Source organism: Streptococcus parasanguinis, assembly GCF_031582885.1.
Classification (GTDB): domain Bacteria; phylum Bacillota; class Bacilli; order Lactobacillales; family Streptococcaceae; genus Streptococcus; species Streptococcus parasanguinis_M.
Window position 1 is genome coordinate 953,519 of the sequence record NZ_CP133988.1, and the last position, 18,760, is coordinate 972,278.

The window sequence follows — 18,760 nt, forward strand, 5'->3', positions numbered from 1 at the left end:
ATGCGTTGTCCAAAATGTGGTGGAAGTAAGTCTAGTGTGGTGGATAGTCGACAAGCTGAAGATGGGAACACCATCCGTCGTCGCAGGGAATGCGAAGAATGCCATTATCGCTTTACTACCTACGAACGAGTGGAAGAGCGGACCCTAGTGGTTGTCAAAAAGGATGGGACACGCGAGCAATTTTCTCGTGATAAAATCTTTAATGGTATTATCCGCTCAGCTCAAAAACGGCCTGTTTCTAGTGACGAAATCGAAGAAATTGTAAACCGGATCGAGCAAAAGGTTCGCAGCCAAAGTGATAATGAAATCAACAGTGAATATATTGGTTCGTTGGTCATGGATGAGTTAGCAGATCTAGATGAGATCACCTATGTCCGTTTTGCTAGTGTTTACCGGAGTTTCAAGGATGTCGGTGAGTTAGAAACCCTCTTGAAACAAATTACGAAGGGAACCAAGAAGAAAAAGGAAAAATAGATGAAGCCCAATACGCCTTTCGCATTTTTAAAAAATAATCTTCTTCCACCGGCAGGGGCTGCATTGGAGCAGTATTACCTGCCTATTTTGGAGGTGGAAACGGTAACGGTTTATCGTTATCTGCTGGCCTCTTATGATCAGGGTGAAAAACAATATTTACTGGCTCAAATCCTCAATCATTTGAATATAGGATTTCCACAGTTGCTACTGGCTTTTGACCGGTTAATTGCCATGGGGTTGATCGATCTCTATGAGGAAGAAGTTGGGATCACCATTCAGTTACATGCTCCTCTTGAGGCAGGAGAATTTTTTTCGAATGCTGTTTTCAAACGCTTGCTTGAAAAAAAGATTGGGGAAAAGGCCGTGGAAGATCTGCTCCCAGTACGCTCTTTAGGGACTAGACGGCAAGTTTCCTTCTCGCAAGTCTTTGGAATAGATGCTGGGGAGACGACCGTTCTTCCAAGTAAGAAACAGCAGTTTGATATGGAGATGTTTAAGCGAATGATGGGGCGTGATGGACTTCGTTTTGCGGATGAAGGAGAAGCAACCCTAGCTCTCTTTGCCATCGCAGAAGAGCAACAATGGACCTGGTATGAAACCTATCTCCTAGCAAAAGAAACGGCTGTAGACCGGATTGTCTCTCCAAAGAGAATGAAGCAAAAGTTGGCTCAGGCCAACCAAGAGCAACCCCGCATGTCCTATAGCCGTCAGGAAGAAACCATTCTGAGAGAAGCTAAGGCAAAATCCAGCCTACAATTTCTAGCGGAGATTAAGAAGGCACGCAATGCGACCATTACGCAGAGCGAACGCAAGACTTTATCCAAGTTAGCTGATCTAGGCTTACTAGATGAGGTGATCAATATTATCTTATTGTTGACCTTTAACAAGACCCAGTCTGCTAATCTCAATGAAAAGTATGCTTTGAAGGTAGGAAATGATTTTTCTTATCAAGGGGTCAACAGTGCAGAACTAGCGATTTTAAAAGTTCGAGAACGCCAGGAACAAGCTAAGTCTCAAGGAAACAAGGGGACGAGTCCTGCATCAGCCAAGAGCAAGCACAGTAATGTTCCCAAGTGGAGCCAACCAAACTATCAAAATCAAACCAGTCAAGCAGAAAAGGTGGATCTTGCTAAAGAGAAACAACGTCTGTTAGAAAAACTGAATCAAGGAGGTGAGTAGATGGAAAGTGTAGGTCAAACCATGTCTCACATGAACCGTGCGCGTCAATTTAACTATGAGGATTTGGTCGCACAGATCTTGGCAGACCAAGAAGTGGCTGCCTTTATCAAGGACCAGTCTTTGTCTGAACAAGAAATTCGACGTAGTATTTCAAAATTTAATCAATACATTAGTGAACGCAACCGTTTCTTATTGGGAGATCCAGATTATATTGCCAAAGGTTATAAGCCCATCCTCACCATGAATGAAGGCTATGCGGATGTCGCTTATGAGGAAACGCCAGAGTTAATCGAAGCCCAAAAACGAGCTGCGATCAACCAACGTCTCAACTTGATCAATCTCCCTTCAACCTTGAAAGAAGCGAGTCTAGCCAAGGTAGAACTCGATGATAAGGGGCGATTTGAGGCCTTTGAGGAATTAGCCAATTTTGTGGCCAACTATCCAGAATATCAAAAGGGGATCTACCTCTATGGTGATTTTGGAGTAGGAAAGAGCTACATGATGGCAGCCTTGGCTCATGATTTATCCGAAAAACGCCAGGCCTCTACTACCCTACTTCATTTTCCAAGTTTTGCGATCGATGTTAAAAATGCCATCAGTTCAGGCTTGGTCAAAGAAACCGTCGATCAGGTGAAAAAAGCCGAAATTTTAATTCTCGATGATATCGGTGCGGAACAGATGTCAGCCTGGGTGCGAGATGAAATCTTACAAGTGATTTTGCAGCACCGAATGCAGGAAAATCTCCCAACCTTCTTTACTTCTAACTTTAATTTTGAAGAGTTGGAACGTCATTTTGCAGCTTCGCGTAATGGAGATGAAACCTGGCAGGCCAAACGGGTCATGGAGCGCGTGAAATTTTTAGCCAAGGAAATCCATCTGGAAGGAGTCAATCGCCGATGAATGAAACCATCCGTTTAATGAAATCTCATTTTTCTGTTCGCCGTTTTAAGGAAGAAGCCATCAAAGAAGCTGACCTCAAGGAAATTTTATCAGCTGGGCAGATGGCATCAAGTTGGAAAAACTTTCAGTCTTATTCTGTGATTGTGGTCAAAAGCAAGGAAAAGAAAGAAGCTCTATACGACTTGCTTCCTCAAGAAGCAATTCGCCAATCAGCCGTCTTTCTCCTCTTTGTTGGGGATTTAAACCGTGCTGAAAAAGCTGTCAAACTTCATGAGCAGGATTTCCATCCTGAAGGGGTGGACAACTTACTGATCACCTCAGTGGATGCGGCTCTAGCAGCTCAAAATACGCTATTGGCAGCTGAAAGTCTCGGCTATGGTGGAGTGATGATCGGCATGTTGCGCTACTGTTCAGAAGAAGTCGCAGAACTCTTCCGTCTGCCAGACTATACCTATCCTGTTTTTGGGATTGCTCTCGGAGTACCCAACCAGCAACATGCAGTGAAACCACGCTTGCCATTGGAGCAGGTTGCTTTTGAAGAAGAATACCAAGAACAAGACCTATCAGTTGTGACTGCCTATGACAAGGTTCAGGCAGATTATGCTGGAGCGCGTGCAACCGACAGCTGGAGCGAGCGTCTTGCAGCTCAATTTGGTCAACCTGAACAAGAAGAGACCAAAAAACTACTAGAAAAACACAAACTATTATGAAATGAAGAGAGGCGTTCTTGAACCGAGGTCTCGCCTTTCATTAGAAAAGAGGAAATCATGGCCCTACCAACTATTGCGATTGTAGGCCGTCCCAATGTCGGAAAATCGACGCTCTTTAACCGGATTGCCGGTGAGCGGATTTCCATCGTTGAGGATGTAGAAGGAGTCACTCGTGACCGCATTTATGCAACAGCTGAGTGGTTGAATCGAAAATTTAGTATCATCGATACGGGGGGAATTGATGACGTAGATGCCCCATTTATGGAGCAAATCAAGCATCAGGCAGAAATTGCCATGGACGAAGCAGATGTGATCGTCTTTGTTGTTTCTGGAAAAGAAGGGATCACGGATGCGGATGAATATGTCACTCGTATCTTGTATAAGACCCATAAACCGGTGATTCTTGCAGTCAACAAGGTGGATAACCCAGAGATGCGCAATGATATCTATGACTTTTATGCCTTAGGACTGGGTGAGCCACTACCGGTATCCTCTGTCCACGGGATCGGAACTGGGGATGTGCTTGATGCCATTATTGAAAATCTTCCGAATGAAACAGAAGAAGAAAATCCAGATATCATTAAATTTAGCTTGATTGGTCGTCCAAATGTTGGAAAATCTAGCTTGATCAATGCGATCCTTGGAGAAGACCGGGTCATCGCAAGCCCTGTTGCCGGAACTACACGTGATGCCATCGATACCCATTTTACCGATGCAGATGGCCAAGAATTTACCATGATCGATACAGCCGGTATGCGCAAATCTGGTAAAATCTATGAAAACACTGAGAAATATTCTGTCATGCGTGCCATGCGTGCCATCGACCGTTCAGATGTGGTTTTGATGGTTATTAATGCCGAAGAAGGAATTCGGGAGTATGACAAGCGGATCGCTGGCTTTGCTCATGAAGCTGGTAAAGGTATGATCATTGTTGTCAATAAATGGGATACTATTGAAAAAGACAACCATACCATGAAGCAGTGGGAAGATGACATTCGCGATCAATTCCAATACCTTTCTTATGCGCCGATTGTTTTTGTCTCTGCCTTAACCAAACAACGCTTGCACAAGTTGCCAGAGATGATCAAACAGATCAGTGAGAGTCAAAATACACGGATTCCTTCAGCTGTCTTGAACGATGTGATTATGGATGCCATTGCCATTAATCCAACGCCGACCGATAAAGGAAAACGCCTCAAGATCTTCTATGCGACACAAGTGGCAACCAAGCCGCCAACTTTTGTGGTCTTTGTTAACGAAGAAGAACTGATGCACTTCTCATACCTCCGTTTCTTGGAGAACCAAATTCGCAAGGCCTTTGTTTTTGAAGGAACTCCAATCCATTTGATTGCGCGAAAACGGAAGTAGGGAATACGAGACAAATGGATCAAAGTGGAGAAGTATATTTCAAATGATAAAATGCTCATTCTTCCAACTATGAAAACAACTAAAAGTAGCGCATAAGCGTTGCTTTTTTTAATAAGCTGGTAAAATGAAGTGGAGGATAGTCAGATGCGTAGTATCATAGTCCGGATATGCTTTATTCCTTAGCTTTTTTTAAGGTTGAGAAGAGTAAACTCATGAAGATCATGAGAGCTTTAGGTTCGTGTACTTATTATTTAAAATCTATCTGTATCTCTTGTTTCTCGGTTCGATCGTAAGCTTGGAGCTCTTGATCCTATTGCTGGGGATTTTATTAAACAATAGGTCGTGTTTTTTGTCTTTTTCTGTGGGCTATCGGGATCTTTCTCCTCTCTATTTACCTATTCTGTCTAATGTTCGCTCAAACAGTTAAAAGAGAAAAATCATGGATAGCTGATTGAGGTAACTCTGTTACGAAATCAGGTGAAAAGCTGGGACAAGACTGTCTCAGTTTTTTTCTAAAAGTAAGTTAAAATCCTTTTAATAGTAAAATTATCTTTTCTAATTTTATCTTAAATATGGTATAATAAAGGGATTAATCTAAGGTGGTAAACATGGCAAAATTAATTCCTGGGAAGGTTCGTTCACAAGGGAGCCTTCTCTATGAAGCTGGGAAAGTTTCCCTTCAGGAAGTAAAAGAAAAATACCTGTATTTTCGGGTGGAAGAAGAAAGCTTGCGGTACAGTTTAGACGACGATGCCGTTTTTTGTAGCTGTGCTTTCTTTCAAAAGAAAAAATTCTGTACGCATCTGGCAGCTGTAGAAGCTTTCTTGAAGAATGATGACAGTGGGAAAGCAGCTCTTGCAAGTCTTGAAGAAGACGCCACGGCGACTGAAGAAACGCAGGAGAAGGTTTCTTTTGGAAGTTTGTTTTTAGACCAGGTCCTTCCAAAAATCGAAAAAAAAGAAACACGCTATGTCTTATCGGCAGTTGGGCAGGAGGATGAATACTCTGGTCAATTCTTGTGGACCCTTCGCATTCGTCGCTTGCCAGACGAGCGTTCTTATGTGATCAGAGATGTGCTAGCTTTTTTGCAGACCCTTCAGAAAGAAGGCCATTTTGCAATTGGCAAAAGTTACTATGAACCTATTTCTTACTTAGAATTTGATGGACCTAGTCAGGATGTGATCAATTTCCTACAAGGCTTGGTCACAGATAGTGGATCAAAAGAGCAAGATTTCTTTCCCAATGCTGGGCGCCATCTTTATTTTCCACCGACTCTATTTGAAGAAGCTGTAGAATTACTGATGAATTTGGATTCCTTCCTCTTGCAATATAGCTTGTATGATTTTTCTGAAGTCTATTTTCAGGATGTCCATGGGGAGGAAGATCTCTTTCATTTTCAGGTGGAAGACCATGGTGATTTTTACGAATTGATCATTACGGAGCCACAAGTGAAGGTTGTCGAGTCTGCTGTTTACCTGTTTCGAAATGGTGTCTTCTATCACCTGACGCCCCAACAGCGGACCTTATGGAAGGCGATCCAAGATCTTCCAATGGATCAGGATCGCAAAAAACGCCTGCATTTTGATCCAACGGATCAGACCAAACTTTCCTATAGTTTAAAAGAGTTCAAAAAACTGGGACAAATAACAGCCCCGACCAGCTTTTTAATCCACGATTTCACTCCGGAATTTCATTTTGATCTAGCACAGGATCAGACTGTATTACTGGATGTTGTCTTTCAATACCAGGATCGTGTGGTGACCACGCGTGAGGAACTTCTCAATCTTCCTTATTCTAGTGATTTCGATAAGGAGCAAGAAGTCTTTTCAACCATGCTAGCAGCAGGTTTTACGGATGATTTTTCTTCCCAAAGAAGTCCTTTATCAAGTGAGCAAATCTATCCATTCTTTCACCAACAGATCCCGACTTTTGAAGCCTTAGGAGAGGTTACCCTCTCTGATAGCCTTTTAGATCTTTATCAAGTGGAGCGTCCAAAAATTGATGTTAAAACCAATGGCAGTCTACTGGAGATCGGTTTTGACTTTGAAAGTGTGGATCCAGCCGAAGTGGACCAGGTCCTCAAAGCTCTAGTAGGGCAAAAAGACTATTTTGTCAGCCATACAGGGAAAGTTCTTGTCTTTGATGAAGAAACCAAGAAGATCAGTCGAGCCTTAGCAGATCTGCGGGCGAAAATGAGCAAGGGTGGGAAACTACAAGCCCGCCGGATTGCCGCTTATCAGCTATCTGATTTGTTGGCAGATCAAGACAATGTTCATTTTTCAGAAGACTTTCGAAATTTAGCTCATGATTTGACTCATCCAGAAGACTTCCAACTCCCTCAGATGACAATCCAAGCGACCCTAAGGGATTACCAAGAAACAGGGGTCAAATGGTTCTCCATGTTAAATCATTATGGTTTTGGTGGTATTTTAGCGGATGATATGGGGCTTGGGAAAACCCTGCAGACTATTTCCTTCTTGACCAGTGTCGCAAAAAAAGAAACTAAAATCTTGATTCTAGCTCCATCTAGTCTCATCTACAATTGGAAACAAGAATTTTCAAAATTCGCTCCTCAGATGGAAGTGGCAGTCGTCTATGGTCTCAAGCAGCACCGAGATGAACTCATCGCAACCAATCCACAGGTAGTTATCACTAGTTACGCGTCTTTCCGTCAAGATGTGGAGGAATACCAGAAGAATCAGTATGAGTACTTGATTCTAGATGAAGCCCAGGTTATGAAAAATGCCCAAACCAAGATTGCCCAACACTTACGTGGCTTTGAGGTTCCGCATGTGTTTGCCTTATCTGGGACACCGATTGAAAATCATGTGGGTGAACTCTGGTCTATTTTCCAAATTGTTCTTCCAGGGCTCTTCCCAGCTAAAAGAGAATTTCAAAAATTGAGTCCTGAGACCATTGCACGATTTGTCAAACCTTTTGTCATGAGACGGAAAAAAGATGAAGTGCTCCAAGAATTACCGGACTTGATTGAAACAACCTACCACAATGAGTTGGATGAAAGCCAAAAAACGATCTATTTGGCTCAATTAAAACAAATTCAAGATCGGGTTCGAAGCTCTAGCGAGGAAGAACTAAATCGGAGTAAGGTGGAAATTCTCTCGGGTCTCATGCGCCTTCGCCAAATCTGTGATACCCCCGCCCTCTTTATGGAAGACTATCAGGGAGATAGTGGGAAATTGGAGAGCCTTCGAGATCTTTTGGGTCAAATCAAGGATGGCGAACACCGGGTTTTGATCTTCTCTCAATTTAGAGGCATGCTGGATATCCTAGAGCAGGAAATTGACCAGCTTGGCATGACCTCCTTTAAAATCACAGGTTCTACTCCCGCTAAAGATCGACAAGAAATGACCAATGCTTTTAATGCAGGTGAGCGCCATGCTTTTCTCATTTCTCTGAAGGCTGGAGGGGTTGGATTGAACCTCACTGGTGCCGATACGGTCATCTTAGTCGATTTGTGGTGGAATCCTGCAGTGGAAGACCAAGCTATTGGACGTGCCCATCGAATGGGACAGGAACAAAATGTTGAAGTTTATCGCATGATTACTCGTGGTACGATTGAAGAAAAAATCCAAGAACTGCAAGCTTCCAAAAGACACTTGGTCTCAACGATTTTAGATGGAACGGAAACACGATCTAGTTTATCGGTTGAGGAAATTCGTGAGATTCTTGGAATTCAGTCAGAATAGCTTGAAAAATTCTGTGAATAGTTTATAATTAATGGAGTGTCGAAAGGAAGAAAGCATGACAGAAAAATATTTTCCTCAAGTAGGGGATAATGAGTTGATGTTAACAGAGATGCCTCACATGAACCTGTATGATGAAACAGATTTGATTAGTAACATTACAGGCGACTATGTGGATAAAAATTATTTGGAATGGCAACCGATTGCTGAAAATACCAAACCTAAGCATCCTTACCACCAACCACTAGAAGAGCCCCTACCGAAAAGACGGCCAGTAAGAAAACCTGATTTTAAAGAGCCGATTGATAAAAAAAGCCCTGCCAATCGTTATGCAGAGGAAGCTAGAGAGCGTGCGCGTGAAGATCTGAAAAAGAAACGTACAGCCCCCTATCTGACAACGGATCCAACAGCTACTACAAGTAAGCGGAAAAAACCATTTATTTCAGAACGAAAACCTGGCCAGCCAACGGCTCCCTTCCAAAAGGAAAACCCAGGCGAGTTATTGAAATATAGCAAACGATTGCGGCAAGATCAGTTGATCCTTGCAGAGTTCGAATCTGCAGGAGAACCAGAAGTGGCAGAACCGACTGAAAAGAAAAACAATTATGATTTCTTAAAGACTAGCCAAATATACAATAAAGATCAGCACAAGTTGAAACCACAGCCAATTAAACAGGAATTGGATTTAACCCATCTAGATCAAGAATAAGGAGAAAACATGTCTAATACATACCATTTTATTGGAATTAAAGGAGCAGGGATGAGTGCTTTAGCCCTCATGCTTCACCAAATGGGACATACGGTTCAAGGGTCAGATGTTGAGAAGTATTACTTTACGCAACGTGGCTTGGAACAAGCAGGAATTCAAATTTATCCATTTGATGTGAAAAATTTGGAAGGCGACAAGATCCTCATTGCTGGGAATGCTTTCCGTCCAGATAACAATGTGGAAATTGCTTATGCAGATGAGCATGGCCTAACCTATAAACGCTACCATGAATTCCTTGGTGAATTTATGCGTGACTTCGTCAGCATGGGGGTTGCCGGAGCACACGGAAAAACCTCAACAACAGGGATGCTTTCTCACGTCTTATCAAATATCACTGATACCAGTTATTTGATTGGTGACGGGACAGGTCGTGGCTCTGCAGCAGCCAAATACTTTGTCTTTGAATCAGATGAGTATGAACGCCACTTTATGCCTTACCATCCTGAATACAGCATCATCACCAATATTGACTTTGACCATCCAGACTATTTCACGAGCTTGGAAGATGTCTTTAATGCCTTTAACGATTATGCCAAACAAATCAGCAAAGGCCTCTTCATCTACGGAGAAGACAAAGAATTGCGTCGGATTACCTCATCAGCACCAATTTATTACTATGGTTTTGATAAGGAGACGAACGATTTTGTGGCAAGCAACTTGCTTCGTTCAACGACTGGTTCAACCTTCAACGTTCATTTCCGTGGAGAAGATTTGGGGCAATTCCATATCCCAACTTTTGGTCGCCACAATATCATGAATGCTACAGCAGTCATTGGTTTGCTTTACATTGCAGGATTTGATTTAGATTTAGTCCGCGAGCAATTGAAGACCTTTGCTGGCGTGAAACGTCGCTTTACTGAAAAAGTAGTCAATGGAACAGTGATCATCGATGACTTTGCGCACCATCCAACGGAAATTATTGCAACCTTGGATGCTGCCCGTCAAAAATACCCAAGTAAAGAGATTGTGGCTATTTTCCAACCACATACCTTTACACGGACCATTGCCTTGTTGGATGAATTTGCTGAAGCCTTGAATCAAGCAGATGCTGTTTACTTGGCACAGATCTATGGTTCTGCACGGGAAGTCGATCACGGCGATGTGAAAGTTGAAGATTTGGAAGCAAAAATTGTCAAACGTTCAGCGATTATTACAGCTGAGAATGTTTCTCCTCTTCTTGACCATGAAAATGCGGTCTATGTCTTTATGGGAGCAGGAGATATTCAAACCTATGAATACTCATTTGAGCGTTTATTATCTAGTTTGACACATAGTGTACAATAAGAGATGATTGAGTCTGGAATCGATTGGTTCCAGACTTAAATTTATCTGTCCACTGAAGGAGTATGAGATGAGGAAAGCAGGATGATGATTCGATCAATCACCCCAGCTGATCAAGAACAGTTGCTGTTGCTAGAAGAAGAACTTCATGACAATGAAGAAAAGAAGCACAAGGCCACTCTTGAGGAAGCGCTAGGTTCGAAGGAAGCCATTTCTTTGCTTGCAGAGCAGGCGGGGGATGCTGTGGCTTACTTGTTGGCGACAGAAGACCAGCCTTTAAAAGGAGACCTAATTGTATTGCGACTAGCAGTGAGACCAGCCTTTCAAGGTCAAGGCTATGGTTCTATTTTGATCGCTGCTTTAAAGGATCTAGCTGTTCAAAAGGAAAAGGAAGCCATTTGGATCGATTGCCCAGAAGACTTACTATCTTATTTTTCCCAGCAAGGATTTCGAGATGAAGCTGAGTCTGATCGAGGTGTCCATATGGTTTGGGAACGATAGAAGGGGTAAATGATGAAAGAAAAGATTCACATTAGACAGGCAGAGCTGGAGGATTTGGATGCCATCGAGCGCATTGAGCTTGAAAATTTCTCAGAAGAAGAAGCGATTGCGCGTGAGATTTTAAAAGATCACATCGAAAAGATTCAAACGACATTTCTTGTAGCAGAGTGCCAAGGTCAGATATTAGGCTATTTAGAAGGACCTGTTAGACCGGAGCGCTATTTGATCGATTCCTCTTTTTCAGAGGTTGAAGATCTAAGCCAGTTAGAAAAAGGCTTTATTTCCATTACGAGTCTATCCATTGCTAAAGAAGCCCAAGGGCTAGGGGTTGGAACCCTCTTGCTTGAGGCAATGAAAGAAATTGCGATTAAGGATGGCCGTCAAGGGATCAATTTGACCTGTCATGATTATTTGATCCCTTATTACGAAAAGCAAGGATTTACCAATGAAGGTCTTTCAGAATCCCAATATGCGGGTGAAGTTTGGTACAATCTGGTCTGGGAAAATGAAAACCTTGATTAAATAGGTATTTTGAAGAAGAAGGGCGATTTGTATTGCTTTTCTAAATCTTTTAAGATATAATATTAAGGATTATGATGAGGGAGGTCAATTATTTGACTGATAAATCACAAGACAGTGAGAAGTTATTAAGCTTCAAAGAGCAGATCCTCAGAGACTTAGAAGAGGCCAATGAGCAACTTCTAAAGATCGAAAAAGAGTATGATCTACCTGATCGAAGCATTGAAACCCCTTCTTCACTGAAAGAGGAGGAAGAAGCAACACCACCTCCAAAAGTAGAAGAATCTGCGTCGGCTCCCAAAGAAGAACCAGTGGAGCCGGTAAAGGCGACTCCTGCTGTGGAAGAAAAGAGTGAGCTTACAAAGCCTGCTAAAAAAGAACCAAGTCAGGAACCGGTAGAGGAAAGCTTATCGCGCTCTTCTCGTAACCAGCGCCAACAAAAACAAAAGAAACAAAATAAAATCGCTAAACGAATTGTGCGGACAGTGGTCAGCCTTTTGCTGATTGTGATCGTGGCTACAGGGATCTTTGCTGTGACCTATATCCATTCAGCTGTCAAGCCGATGGATAAAAATGCAACAGAATTCGTAACGGTTGAGATTCCAGCAGGTTCAAGTAATCGTGAGATTGGCGCGATCCTTGAGAAAAAAGGACTCGTGAAAAATGGCCAGTTCTTTAACTACTATACCAAGTTCAAGAACTATAGCAATTTCAAATCCGGTTATTTCAACCTGCAAAAGAGCATGGATCTAGAAACCATCATCCAAAAACTGCAAGAAGAGGGAACCAAAACTCCTCAGGCTCCAGTTCTTGGAAAGGTCACGATTCCAGAAGGTTATACGATCGATCAGATTGCGACGGCTATCACCACCGATGTCTCCACTAAGAAGGCAGGCAAGACTCCATTTAAGAAAGAAGATTTCTTGAAGGCTGTCCAAGACGATGCCTTTATTGAGAAGATGGTGGCCAAATATCCTAAGCTCTTGGCGAATCTGCCAAGTAAGGATTCTGGTGTTCGTTACCGTTTAGAAGGTTATCTCTTCCCAGCAACTTATAACTATGGGAAAGATACCACAGTGAAAGAAATGATCGATCAGATGCTTGCGGCAATGGATCAAAACTTAAGCCCATACTATGAAACACTTGAGAGCAAGAACATCAATGTAAACGAAGTATTGACTCTTGCTTCCTTGGTTGAAAAAGAAGGGGCGACGGATCAGGACCGCAAAGATATCGCGAGTGTCTTCTATAACCGTTTGAACCAAGACATGCCTTTGCAAAGTAATATTGCAATTCTTTATGCCGAAGGGAAACTTGGTCAAAAGACGACCTTAAAAGAAGATGCAACGATCGATACAGAGCTGGATTCACCTTATAATATTTATAAGAATACCGGCTTGATGCCTGGCCCAGTGGATAACCCTGGAGTATCAGCGATCGAAGCGGCGGTGAACCCAAGTAAGACCGATTACTTGTATTTTGTCGCAAATGTCGAAAATGGTGAAGTTTTCTTCGCTAAGACATACGAAGAACACAATAAAAATGTAGAAGAACACGTCAATAGTAAATTGACACAAGCAAGTTCAAACTAGAAAAAGCATGTGGCGCGTCCACAGCTTTTTCATTCAAATAATAGAAAGAGAAGAATAATGGCAGAAAAAACATACCCAATGACCCTAGCAGAAAAAGAAAAATTGGAACAAGAATTAGAAGAATTGAAATTGGTCCGTCGACCTGAAGTGGTGGAACGGATTAAGATCGCTCGTTCATATGGTGACCTCTCAGAAAACTCTGAGTATGAAGCGGCAAAAGATGAACAAGCTTTTGTTGAAGGTCAAATCTCTAGCTTGGAAACAAAAATCCGTTATGCAGAAATCGTCGATAGTGACGCTGTTGCAGTAGACGAAGTAGCGATCGGAAAAACCGTTACAGTTCAAGAAGTTGGCGAAACAGATGAAGAAGTATACAGCATCGTTGGTTCAGCAGGGGCAGATGCCTTTGCAGGAAAGATCTCTAACGAAAGCCCAATCGGTCACGCTTTGATTGGTAAGAAGACAGGTGACGTTGTCACGGTTGAGACACCAGCTGGAAGCTACCAAGTGAAAATTTTGAACGTAGAAAAAACAGCGTAACTATAAAACGCAAGCCCTCCAAGAGGGCTTGTTTTTTTGTGCTCTTAATCTTTTTGTGAGAGTGAAAATTTTTCGTTGACTGACTGAATGGTATCAAAAAAGCACTTGAACCTTGGGTTCAAGTGCTACTGTATACCGCTAGAATTAGTAGTTTGTACTACTTTCTATTGCGTTGTTTTCCTGCATTGCGGTTGTTTTTTGGTTTGTGTTGGATTTGTGTCGTTGCAGTAGGTGTGACATCTTTTTTCACGCGGTGACTAGTCGCTTTTGGAGGATTGTTTTTGTATTCCTCAGCGACGCGCTTGCGAAGATTTGGACGAATCAAGTAGTTGATGACAAATTGTTGGATAATTTGGATCACCCCACCGACTACCCAGTAAAGAGTCACTCCGGCTGAAGAGATCAATGAGAAGACACCGATCATAATCGGACTCATCAGTGATGCTTTGCGCATGCTTTCCTTTTGGGTTTCATCTTCAATTCCATGAAGAGAGAGCATACTTTGGATATAGTAAAGAACTGCTACGATTGCTGTCAAGAGCAAGCTTGGTTTACCAAGAGCAATGCCAAGGAAGCTACTATCTGCTACCCCTTTGGTGTGCTGAGCTGCAAAGAAGAGAGCAGAGAAGAATGGCATTTGGATCAAGAGTGGCAAACACCCAACTCCACCAAACATGCTAACTCCATTTTCACGTTGAGCAGCCATTAATTCTTGTTGCGCCAATAGCTTTTCTTCTTGTGTGCTAGCGTTCTTCATGCGCTCTTGGATTGGCCCAAGGATAGGTTTTAAGTAGTTCATCTTTTCAGATTGGTAGGTTGCCTTCCATGATTGGTACAAACCAAGTGGCAAGATGATTAACCGCACGATCAAGGTGACGATAATAATCCCGATCCCAAAGCCCAAGCCAAGGTTGTTGGCAAAGAATTTGATGGCTTCGCCCATTGGACGGCCAAGAAGATTCCAGATCAATCCAGTCGGATTTCCAGTTTTCCGATCGACACTCACGCATCCTGATAAGAAGACAAGCGAAGCTAGTCCCATCGATGCAAGTAATGCAAGTTTATTTTTTTTCACAAATAGTTCCTTCTTTTTTAAAATGTTACCTTTCTATTCTACTGTTTTTTTTAAAAATACACAATAGTTCTCTAGTCTTAATTTGCAATTTTAAAGTCTGTATAGTTTTCAAAGTTTGCGAGCGTAACATCTAAATAAGTTACAAGTGCAAAAGGTGTAGGACCTTTGCGAATTTCTTGAATGAATTTGGCCATTTGGCTACTAGACTCTGCCTGGGCCAGAATGCCAACCGTTCCGTCGTCATTATTCCAGACACGGCCAGTAATCCCACCGATCTCTAAAGCAAGACTGTACACTCCCCAGCGAAAGCCAACCCCTTGAACCCGTCCTTGGGCAATCATTTTTACCTTTTGCATGTGCGACCTCCTTGACTCGAAGAAATCTATCTGAGGCATGATTTCTTCTTTTTCTTTGTGCTATAATAGTTCTATGAATATTATAACGTCTAAATCCAATAATGTAATCAAAAATGCTAAAAAATTACATCAAAAAAAATACCGGACAGATTCTTATCTCATTGAAGGCTGGCATCTGTTTGAAGAGGCAGTAGAAAATCAAGCGAAGATTCAACAGGTCTTTGTTTTAGAAGCCTATTTAGACCGGGTAGAGAACATCCAAAAAGTCACCGTCGTGACCCCGGAGATCTTAAGTCTCTTGGCAGATTCGAAGACTCCGCAAGGGATTGTCGCAGAGATCGCTCTGGAGCAACCAGTCCTTCCAGATCAGTTACAAGGTCGCTACCTTTATTTGGAGGATGTACAGGATCCCGGCAATGTAGGGACTATGATTCGAACAGCAGATGCAGCAGGTTTTGATGGCGTCATGCTTTCGAAAGCCTCCGCAGATCTATACAGTCTCAAGACCCTTCGATCCATGCAGGGCAGTCATTTCCATATCCCTATCTGGAAACTGGATCGAGAAGAACTGTTGGAGCGAGCTACGCAATCACATCTAGCAGTTCTCGCAACGACGCTTTCAGAAGCTTCCATTGACTACCGTCAGCTTCCTCAGACCGATCGGTTTATCCTGGTTATGGGCAATGAAGGAAATGGCATCAGCCAGGAAATGGCGACACAAGCGGACCAGCTGGTTCATATTCCCATGCCAGGTCGGGCCGAGAGTTTGAATGTTGCAGTGGCAGCAGGAATTTTGATGTTTTCTTTAAGGAAATTTTGAGAAAAAGAAGTATACTTAACCTGTAAGAAGAAGTTGATGGAGATCTTATTGGGAGAGCTTATCAACGAAAGGTGGTTATCTTATGCAATATCATCGTGACAAAGAATACATGACCTATGTAGGCCATCTGATCCAGCATCCTAAGGTTCAAAAATTAGCCGACATTCCCCACCATATTCATTCCAATCGTTTGGAGCATTCCATTCATGTTAGCTATACCAGTTATAAACTGGCTAAAAAATTTGGTTGGGATGCCAAAAGTACGGCTCGGGGTGGCCTCTTGCATGACCTCTTTTACTATGATTGGCGCGAGACCAAGTTTACCAAGAGTCACGCCTGGATCCATCCCCGCATTGCCGTGAGAAATGCACGAAAGATCACAGATCTCAATGCCAAGGAAGAAGACATCATTATTAAACACATGTGGGGAGCTACCCTTGCTCCGCCTCGCTACAAAGAATCCTTCGTAGTGACCATGGTGGATAAATACTGGGCTGTTAAAGAAGCTTCAGAACCATGGCGTAAAAAGATGGCTAAAAGGAGATTTTTTCATCGAAAAATGTTAAAATCGTAGTAAACAAATTTGAAAGGAACTTGTTTATATGTATAATGATTCAGTAATCCAAGAACAAAGTGGATTGAATGCTTTTTATAACAAAATCTACTCATTAGTTGGAATCGGTGTTGGGATTTCAGCCCTTGTCTCTGGTCTCATGATGACGGTCTTTCAAGATTTCTTCGTTCAAATCTTGACAACAGCACCAATGGTTTACTATGCAGCAGTGGTTGTAGAATTGATCTTGGTCTTTGTTGCAAGTGGGAAGGCTGTTAAAAATAGCCCGTCTGCTCTTCCGATCTTCTTGATCTACTCAGCTTTGAATGGCTTTACCTTGAGCTTTATCATTGCTCGCTACATGCAAGCGACGGTCTATAAGGCTTTCTTGGTCAGTGCCTTGATGTTTATTGTCATGGGAGCTATCGGACGCGTCGTGAAAAAAGACCTTTCTGGTATGGGACGTGCCTTGATGGGAGTCTTGATCGGTGTGATCATCGCTTCTGTTGTGAACATGTTCTTGAGAAGTTCTGGAATGGACTATATCTTGAGTATTATCTCTGTCTTCCTCTTTGCAGGATTGACAGCTTGGGATAACCAAAAGATTCGCTATGTCTATGATCAAACAAATGGTCAACCTGCTACAGGTTGGGCAGTAGCGATGGCTTTGGAACTTTATCTTGACTTTATCAACCTCTTTATCAGCCTTCTTCGTATCTTCGGAAGAAACGACTAATCAAAGAGAGATTGAGCTGGGGCAGTTGCCTCGGCTTTTTTTGTCTTTCGACTTGTGCTATACTAATAGTGACTAAAGAATAGAAATGAGCGCTTATGAAAACACCTTTTGTAACCCGTGAACAATTAGAAAGTCTGACCCAAGAATTTCCGACCCCTTTCCATCTCTATGATGAAGCAGGAATTCGTGAAACGGCTCGTGCCCTCCATCAAGCTTTTGCTTGGAATGAAGGATTTAAGGAATACTTTGCCATCAAGGCGACTCCTAACCCATCGATCCTAAAAATTTTGCAAGAAGAGGGCTGTGGAGTCGACACGGCCAGCTACGTGGAATTGTTAATGGCGGATAAACTGGGCTTTAGTGGGAAAGAAATCATGTTTTCTTCTAACAACACGCCAGCTGATGAATTTGTCTATGCGAGAGAATTAGGGGCAACTATCAATCTGGACGCCTATGAAGACATTGCTTTCTTGAAGTCTGTGACCAGCATCCCCAAGGTTATTTCTTGCCGCTATAATCCTGGTGGAGTTTTTGAACTGGGAACCGATATTATGGACAATCCTGAAGAAGCCAAGTTTGGAATGACCAAGGAGCAATTGATCCAAGCCTTTATCGAGTTGAAAGAACTAGGTGTGGAAGAGTTTGGCATTCATGCTTTATTAGCTTCTAATACAGTATCCAACGACTACTATCCAGAGCTAGCGCGTCAACTTTTTGAATTGGCAGTAGAAGTCGTCGAGAAAACAGGTGTCCACTTGGGCTTCATCAACCTCTCTGGTGGAGTTGGGGTCAATTACAAGCCGGAGCAAGAACCAAATGATATTGCCATTATTGGGGAAGGTGTGCATCGCGTTTTTGATGAGATTCTCAAACCGGCAGGACTTGGTCATGTGAAAATCTATACCGAGCTTGGTCGCTTTATGCTGGCTTCACACGGCCTCCTGGTAACCAGAGTCACTCATAAAAAGAAAACCTACCGGACCTATGTGGGCGTCGATGCTTCAGCTGTGAATCTTCTCAGACCGGCTATGTACGGTGCTTATCACCATATTACCAATATGGATCGTCCAGATGGACCAACTGAAGTGGTTGATGTCGTGGGAAGTCTCTGTGAAAATAACGATAAATTTGCCAAACAACGAGAACTACCCGTGACGGAGATTGGAGATTTACTTGTGATCCATGACACCGGAGCTCATGGATTTTCAATGGGCTATCAGTACAATGCTAAGTTGCGTTCTGCAGAAGTTTTGCTTCAAGAAGATGGGCAGGCCCGTTTGATTCGTCGAGCAGAAAAACCAGAAGATTATCTTGCGACACTCTACGGCTTTGACATTGAAAAATAAGCGATTGTCTGATATAATGATAGTTATGTAAAAATAATGGATCGGAGAAAATTGTATGAATCTCTTTTTAGGAATTTTGTTGATTATTTTAGCTTTCTTTGGTGGGATGATTGCAGGAATGTTCTTGCTTCGTCGTCAATTTGAAAAAGAATTTGCATCAAACCCACGTTTGAATGTTGAAGCAGTTCGTACGCTTTTAGGAGCGAGCGGCCAACGTCCAAGCGAAGCAAAAGTTCAACAAGTCTATCGCCAAATTGTGAGCCAACAAAAATCAGCAATGGCGAAAAACAAGAAAAAATAAGAGTGGGGCAATCTCACGATAATAAATGAGAGGGGC

19 protein-coding genes are annotated in these 18,760 nt (G+C 42.5%); 17 read left to right on the plus strand and 2 right to left on the minus strand.

What is annotated here, in order from left to right; translation table 11 throughout:
* From nrdR to greA, 12 genes are all read left to right on the plus strand, one after another.
* Nucleotides 1-474, plus strand: a complete 474-nt coding sequence (nrdR, locus tag RDV49_RS04490) for a transcriptional regulator NrdR (RefSeq protein ID WP_003005476.1) — start codon at nucleotides 1-3, stop codon at nucleotides 472-474.
* Nucleotides 475-1,653 (plus strand): replication initiation and membrane attachment family protein, encoded by a 1,179-nt coding sequence (locus RDV49_RS04495; protein ID WP_003008409.1) that lies wholly within the window; start codon nucleotides 475-477, stop codon nucleotides 1,651-1,653.
* Nucleotides 1,654-2,553: a primosomal protein DnaI gene (dnaI, locus tag RDV49_RS04500; protein ID WP_003008404.1), complete on the plus strand. Its 900-nt coding sequence runs from the start codon at nucleotides 1,654-1,656 to the stop codon at nucleotides 2,551-2,553.
* A complete protein-coding gene (locus RDV49_RS04505; protein WP_003008401.1) occupies nucleotides 2,550-3,263 on the plus strand; it encodes a nitroreductase family protein in 714 nt (237 codons plus the stop codon). Before dnaI ends, RDV49_RS04505 begins: the two co-directional genes overlap by 4 nt.
* A 57-nt stretch (nucleotides 3,264-3,320) precedes the next feature.
* Entirely contained in the window at nucleotides 3,321-4,631 is a 1,311-nt protein-coding gene (gene der / locus RDV49_RS04510) for a ribosome biogenesis GTPase Der (RefSeq protein WP_003005632.1), read from the plus strand.
* Nucleotides 4,632-5,239: 608 nt separating this feature from the next.
* Nucleotides 5,240-8,338, plus strand: a complete 3,099-nt coding sequence (locus tag RDV49_RS04515; protein ID WP_223345054.1) for a pilus expression-regulating Snf2 family helicase — start codon at nucleotides 5,240-5,242, stop codon at nucleotides 8,336-8,338.
* A 55-nt stretch (nucleotides 8,339-8,393) separates the two neighbouring features.
* Nucleotides 8,394-9,044, plus strand: a complete 651-nt coding sequence (gene zapJ / locus RDV49_RS04520; RefSeq protein WP_037608045.1) for a divisome accessory protein ZapJ — start codon at nucleotides 8,394-8,396, stop codon at nucleotides 9,042-9,044.
* Between the two features lie 9 nt (nucleotides 9,045-9,053).
* Nucleotides 9,054-10,388: a UDP-N-acetylmuramate--L-alanine ligase gene (gene murC, locus RDV49_RS04525; protein WP_003008389.1), complete on the plus strand. Its 1,335-nt coding sequence runs from the start codon at nucleotides 9,054-9,056 to the stop codon at nucleotides 10,386-10,388.
* An 81-nt stretch (nucleotides 10,389-10,469) separates the two neighbouring features.
* Complete coding sequence (locus tag RDV49_RS04530; protein WP_003008386.1) at nucleotides 10,470-10,886, plus strand: GNAT family N-acetyltransferase; 417 nt, start codon at nucleotides 10,470-10,472, stop codon at nucleotides 10,884-10,886.
* Between the two features lie 12 nt (nucleotides 10,887-10,898).
* Nucleotides 10,899-11,408, plus strand: coding sequence for a GNAT family N-acetyltransferase (locus RDV49_RS04535; RefSeq protein ID WP_196218547.1), 510 nt, complete (start codon nucleotides 10,899-10,901; stop codon nucleotides 11,406-11,408).
* A 59-nt stretch (nucleotides 11,409-11,467) separates the two neighbouring features.
* The gene (gene mltG / locus RDV49_RS04540; protein WP_445684102.1) at nucleotides 11,468-12,997 is read left to right on the plus strand and encodes an endolytic transglycosylase MltG; all 1,530 of its coding nucleotides are present in this window, start codon (nucleotides 11,468-11,470) and stop codon (nucleotides 12,995-12,997) included.
* Between the two features lie 57 nt (nucleotides 12,998-13,054).
* The gene (greA, locus tag RDV49_RS04545; RefSeq protein ID WP_003005389.1) at nucleotides 13,055-13,537 is read left to right on the plus strand and encodes a transcription elongation factor GreA; all 483 of its coding nucleotides are present in this window, start codon (nucleotides 13,055-13,057) and stop codon (nucleotides 13,535-13,537) included.
* A gap of 157 nt (nucleotides 13,538-13,694) precedes the next feature.
* Here the strand turns inward: greA and yidC are convergent, their stop codons facing one another.
* Both yidC and RDV49_RS04555 read right to left on the minus strand, forming a co-directional pair.
* Complete coding sequence (gene yidC / locus RDV49_RS04550; RefSeq protein ID WP_003008377.1) at nucleotides 13,695-14,612, minus strand: membrane protein insertase YidC; 918 nt, start codon at nucleotides 14,610-14,612, stop codon at nucleotides 13,695-13,697.
* Nucleotides 14,613-14,689: 77 nt separating this feature from the next.
* The gene (locus tag RDV49_RS04555; protein ID WP_037608039.1) at nucleotides 14,690-14,968 is read right to left on the minus strand and encodes an acylphosphatase; all 279 of its coding nucleotides are present in this window, start codon (nucleotides 14,966-14,968) and stop codon (nucleotides 14,690-14,692) included.
* A 73-nt stretch (nucleotides 14,969-15,041) separates the two neighbouring features.
* Between RDV49_RS04555 and RDV49_RS04560 the strand changes: the two genes are divergently transcribed.
* The 5 genes from RDV49_RS04560 to RDV49_RS04580 all read left to right on the plus strand — a co-directional run bounded on the left by RDV49_RS04560 (nucleotide 15,042) and on the right by RDV49_RS04580 (nucleotide 18,724).
* Nucleotides 15,042-15,788, plus strand: coding sequence for a TrmH family RNA methyltransferase (locus RDV49_RS04560; RefSeq protein WP_070665702.1), 747 nt, complete (start codon nucleotides 15,042-15,044; stop codon nucleotides 15,786-15,788).
* Between the two features lie 82 nt (nucleotides 15,789-15,870).
* Complete coding sequence (locus RDV49_RS04565) at nucleotides 15,871-16,362, plus strand: HDIG domain-containing metalloprotein (protein ID WP_003005617.1); 492 nt, start codon at nucleotides 15,871-15,873, stop codon at nucleotides 16,360-16,362.
* Nucleotides 16,363-16,390: 28 nt separating this feature from the next.
* Nucleotides 16,391-17,077: a Bax inhibitor-1/YccA family protein gene (locus RDV49_RS04570; RefSeq protein ID WP_003008369.1), complete on the plus strand. Its 687-nt coding sequence runs from the start codon at nucleotides 16,391-16,393 to the stop codon at nucleotides 17,075-17,077.
* A gap of 95 nt (nucleotides 17,078-17,172) precedes the next feature.
* Entirely contained in the window at nucleotides 17,173-18,423 is a 1,251-nt protein-coding gene (locus tag RDV49_RS04575) for a diaminopimelate decarboxylase (protein ID WP_003008367.1), read from the plus strand.
* 55 nt (nucleotides 18,424-18,478) lie between these two features.
* Nucleotides 18,479-18,724, plus strand: coding sequence for a YneF family protein (locus tag RDV49_RS04580; RefSeq protein WP_003008364.1), 246 nt, complete (start codon nucleotides 18,479-18,481; stop codon nucleotides 18,722-18,724).
* The last annotated feature ends 36 nt before the right edge of the window (nucleotides 18,725-18,760 follow it).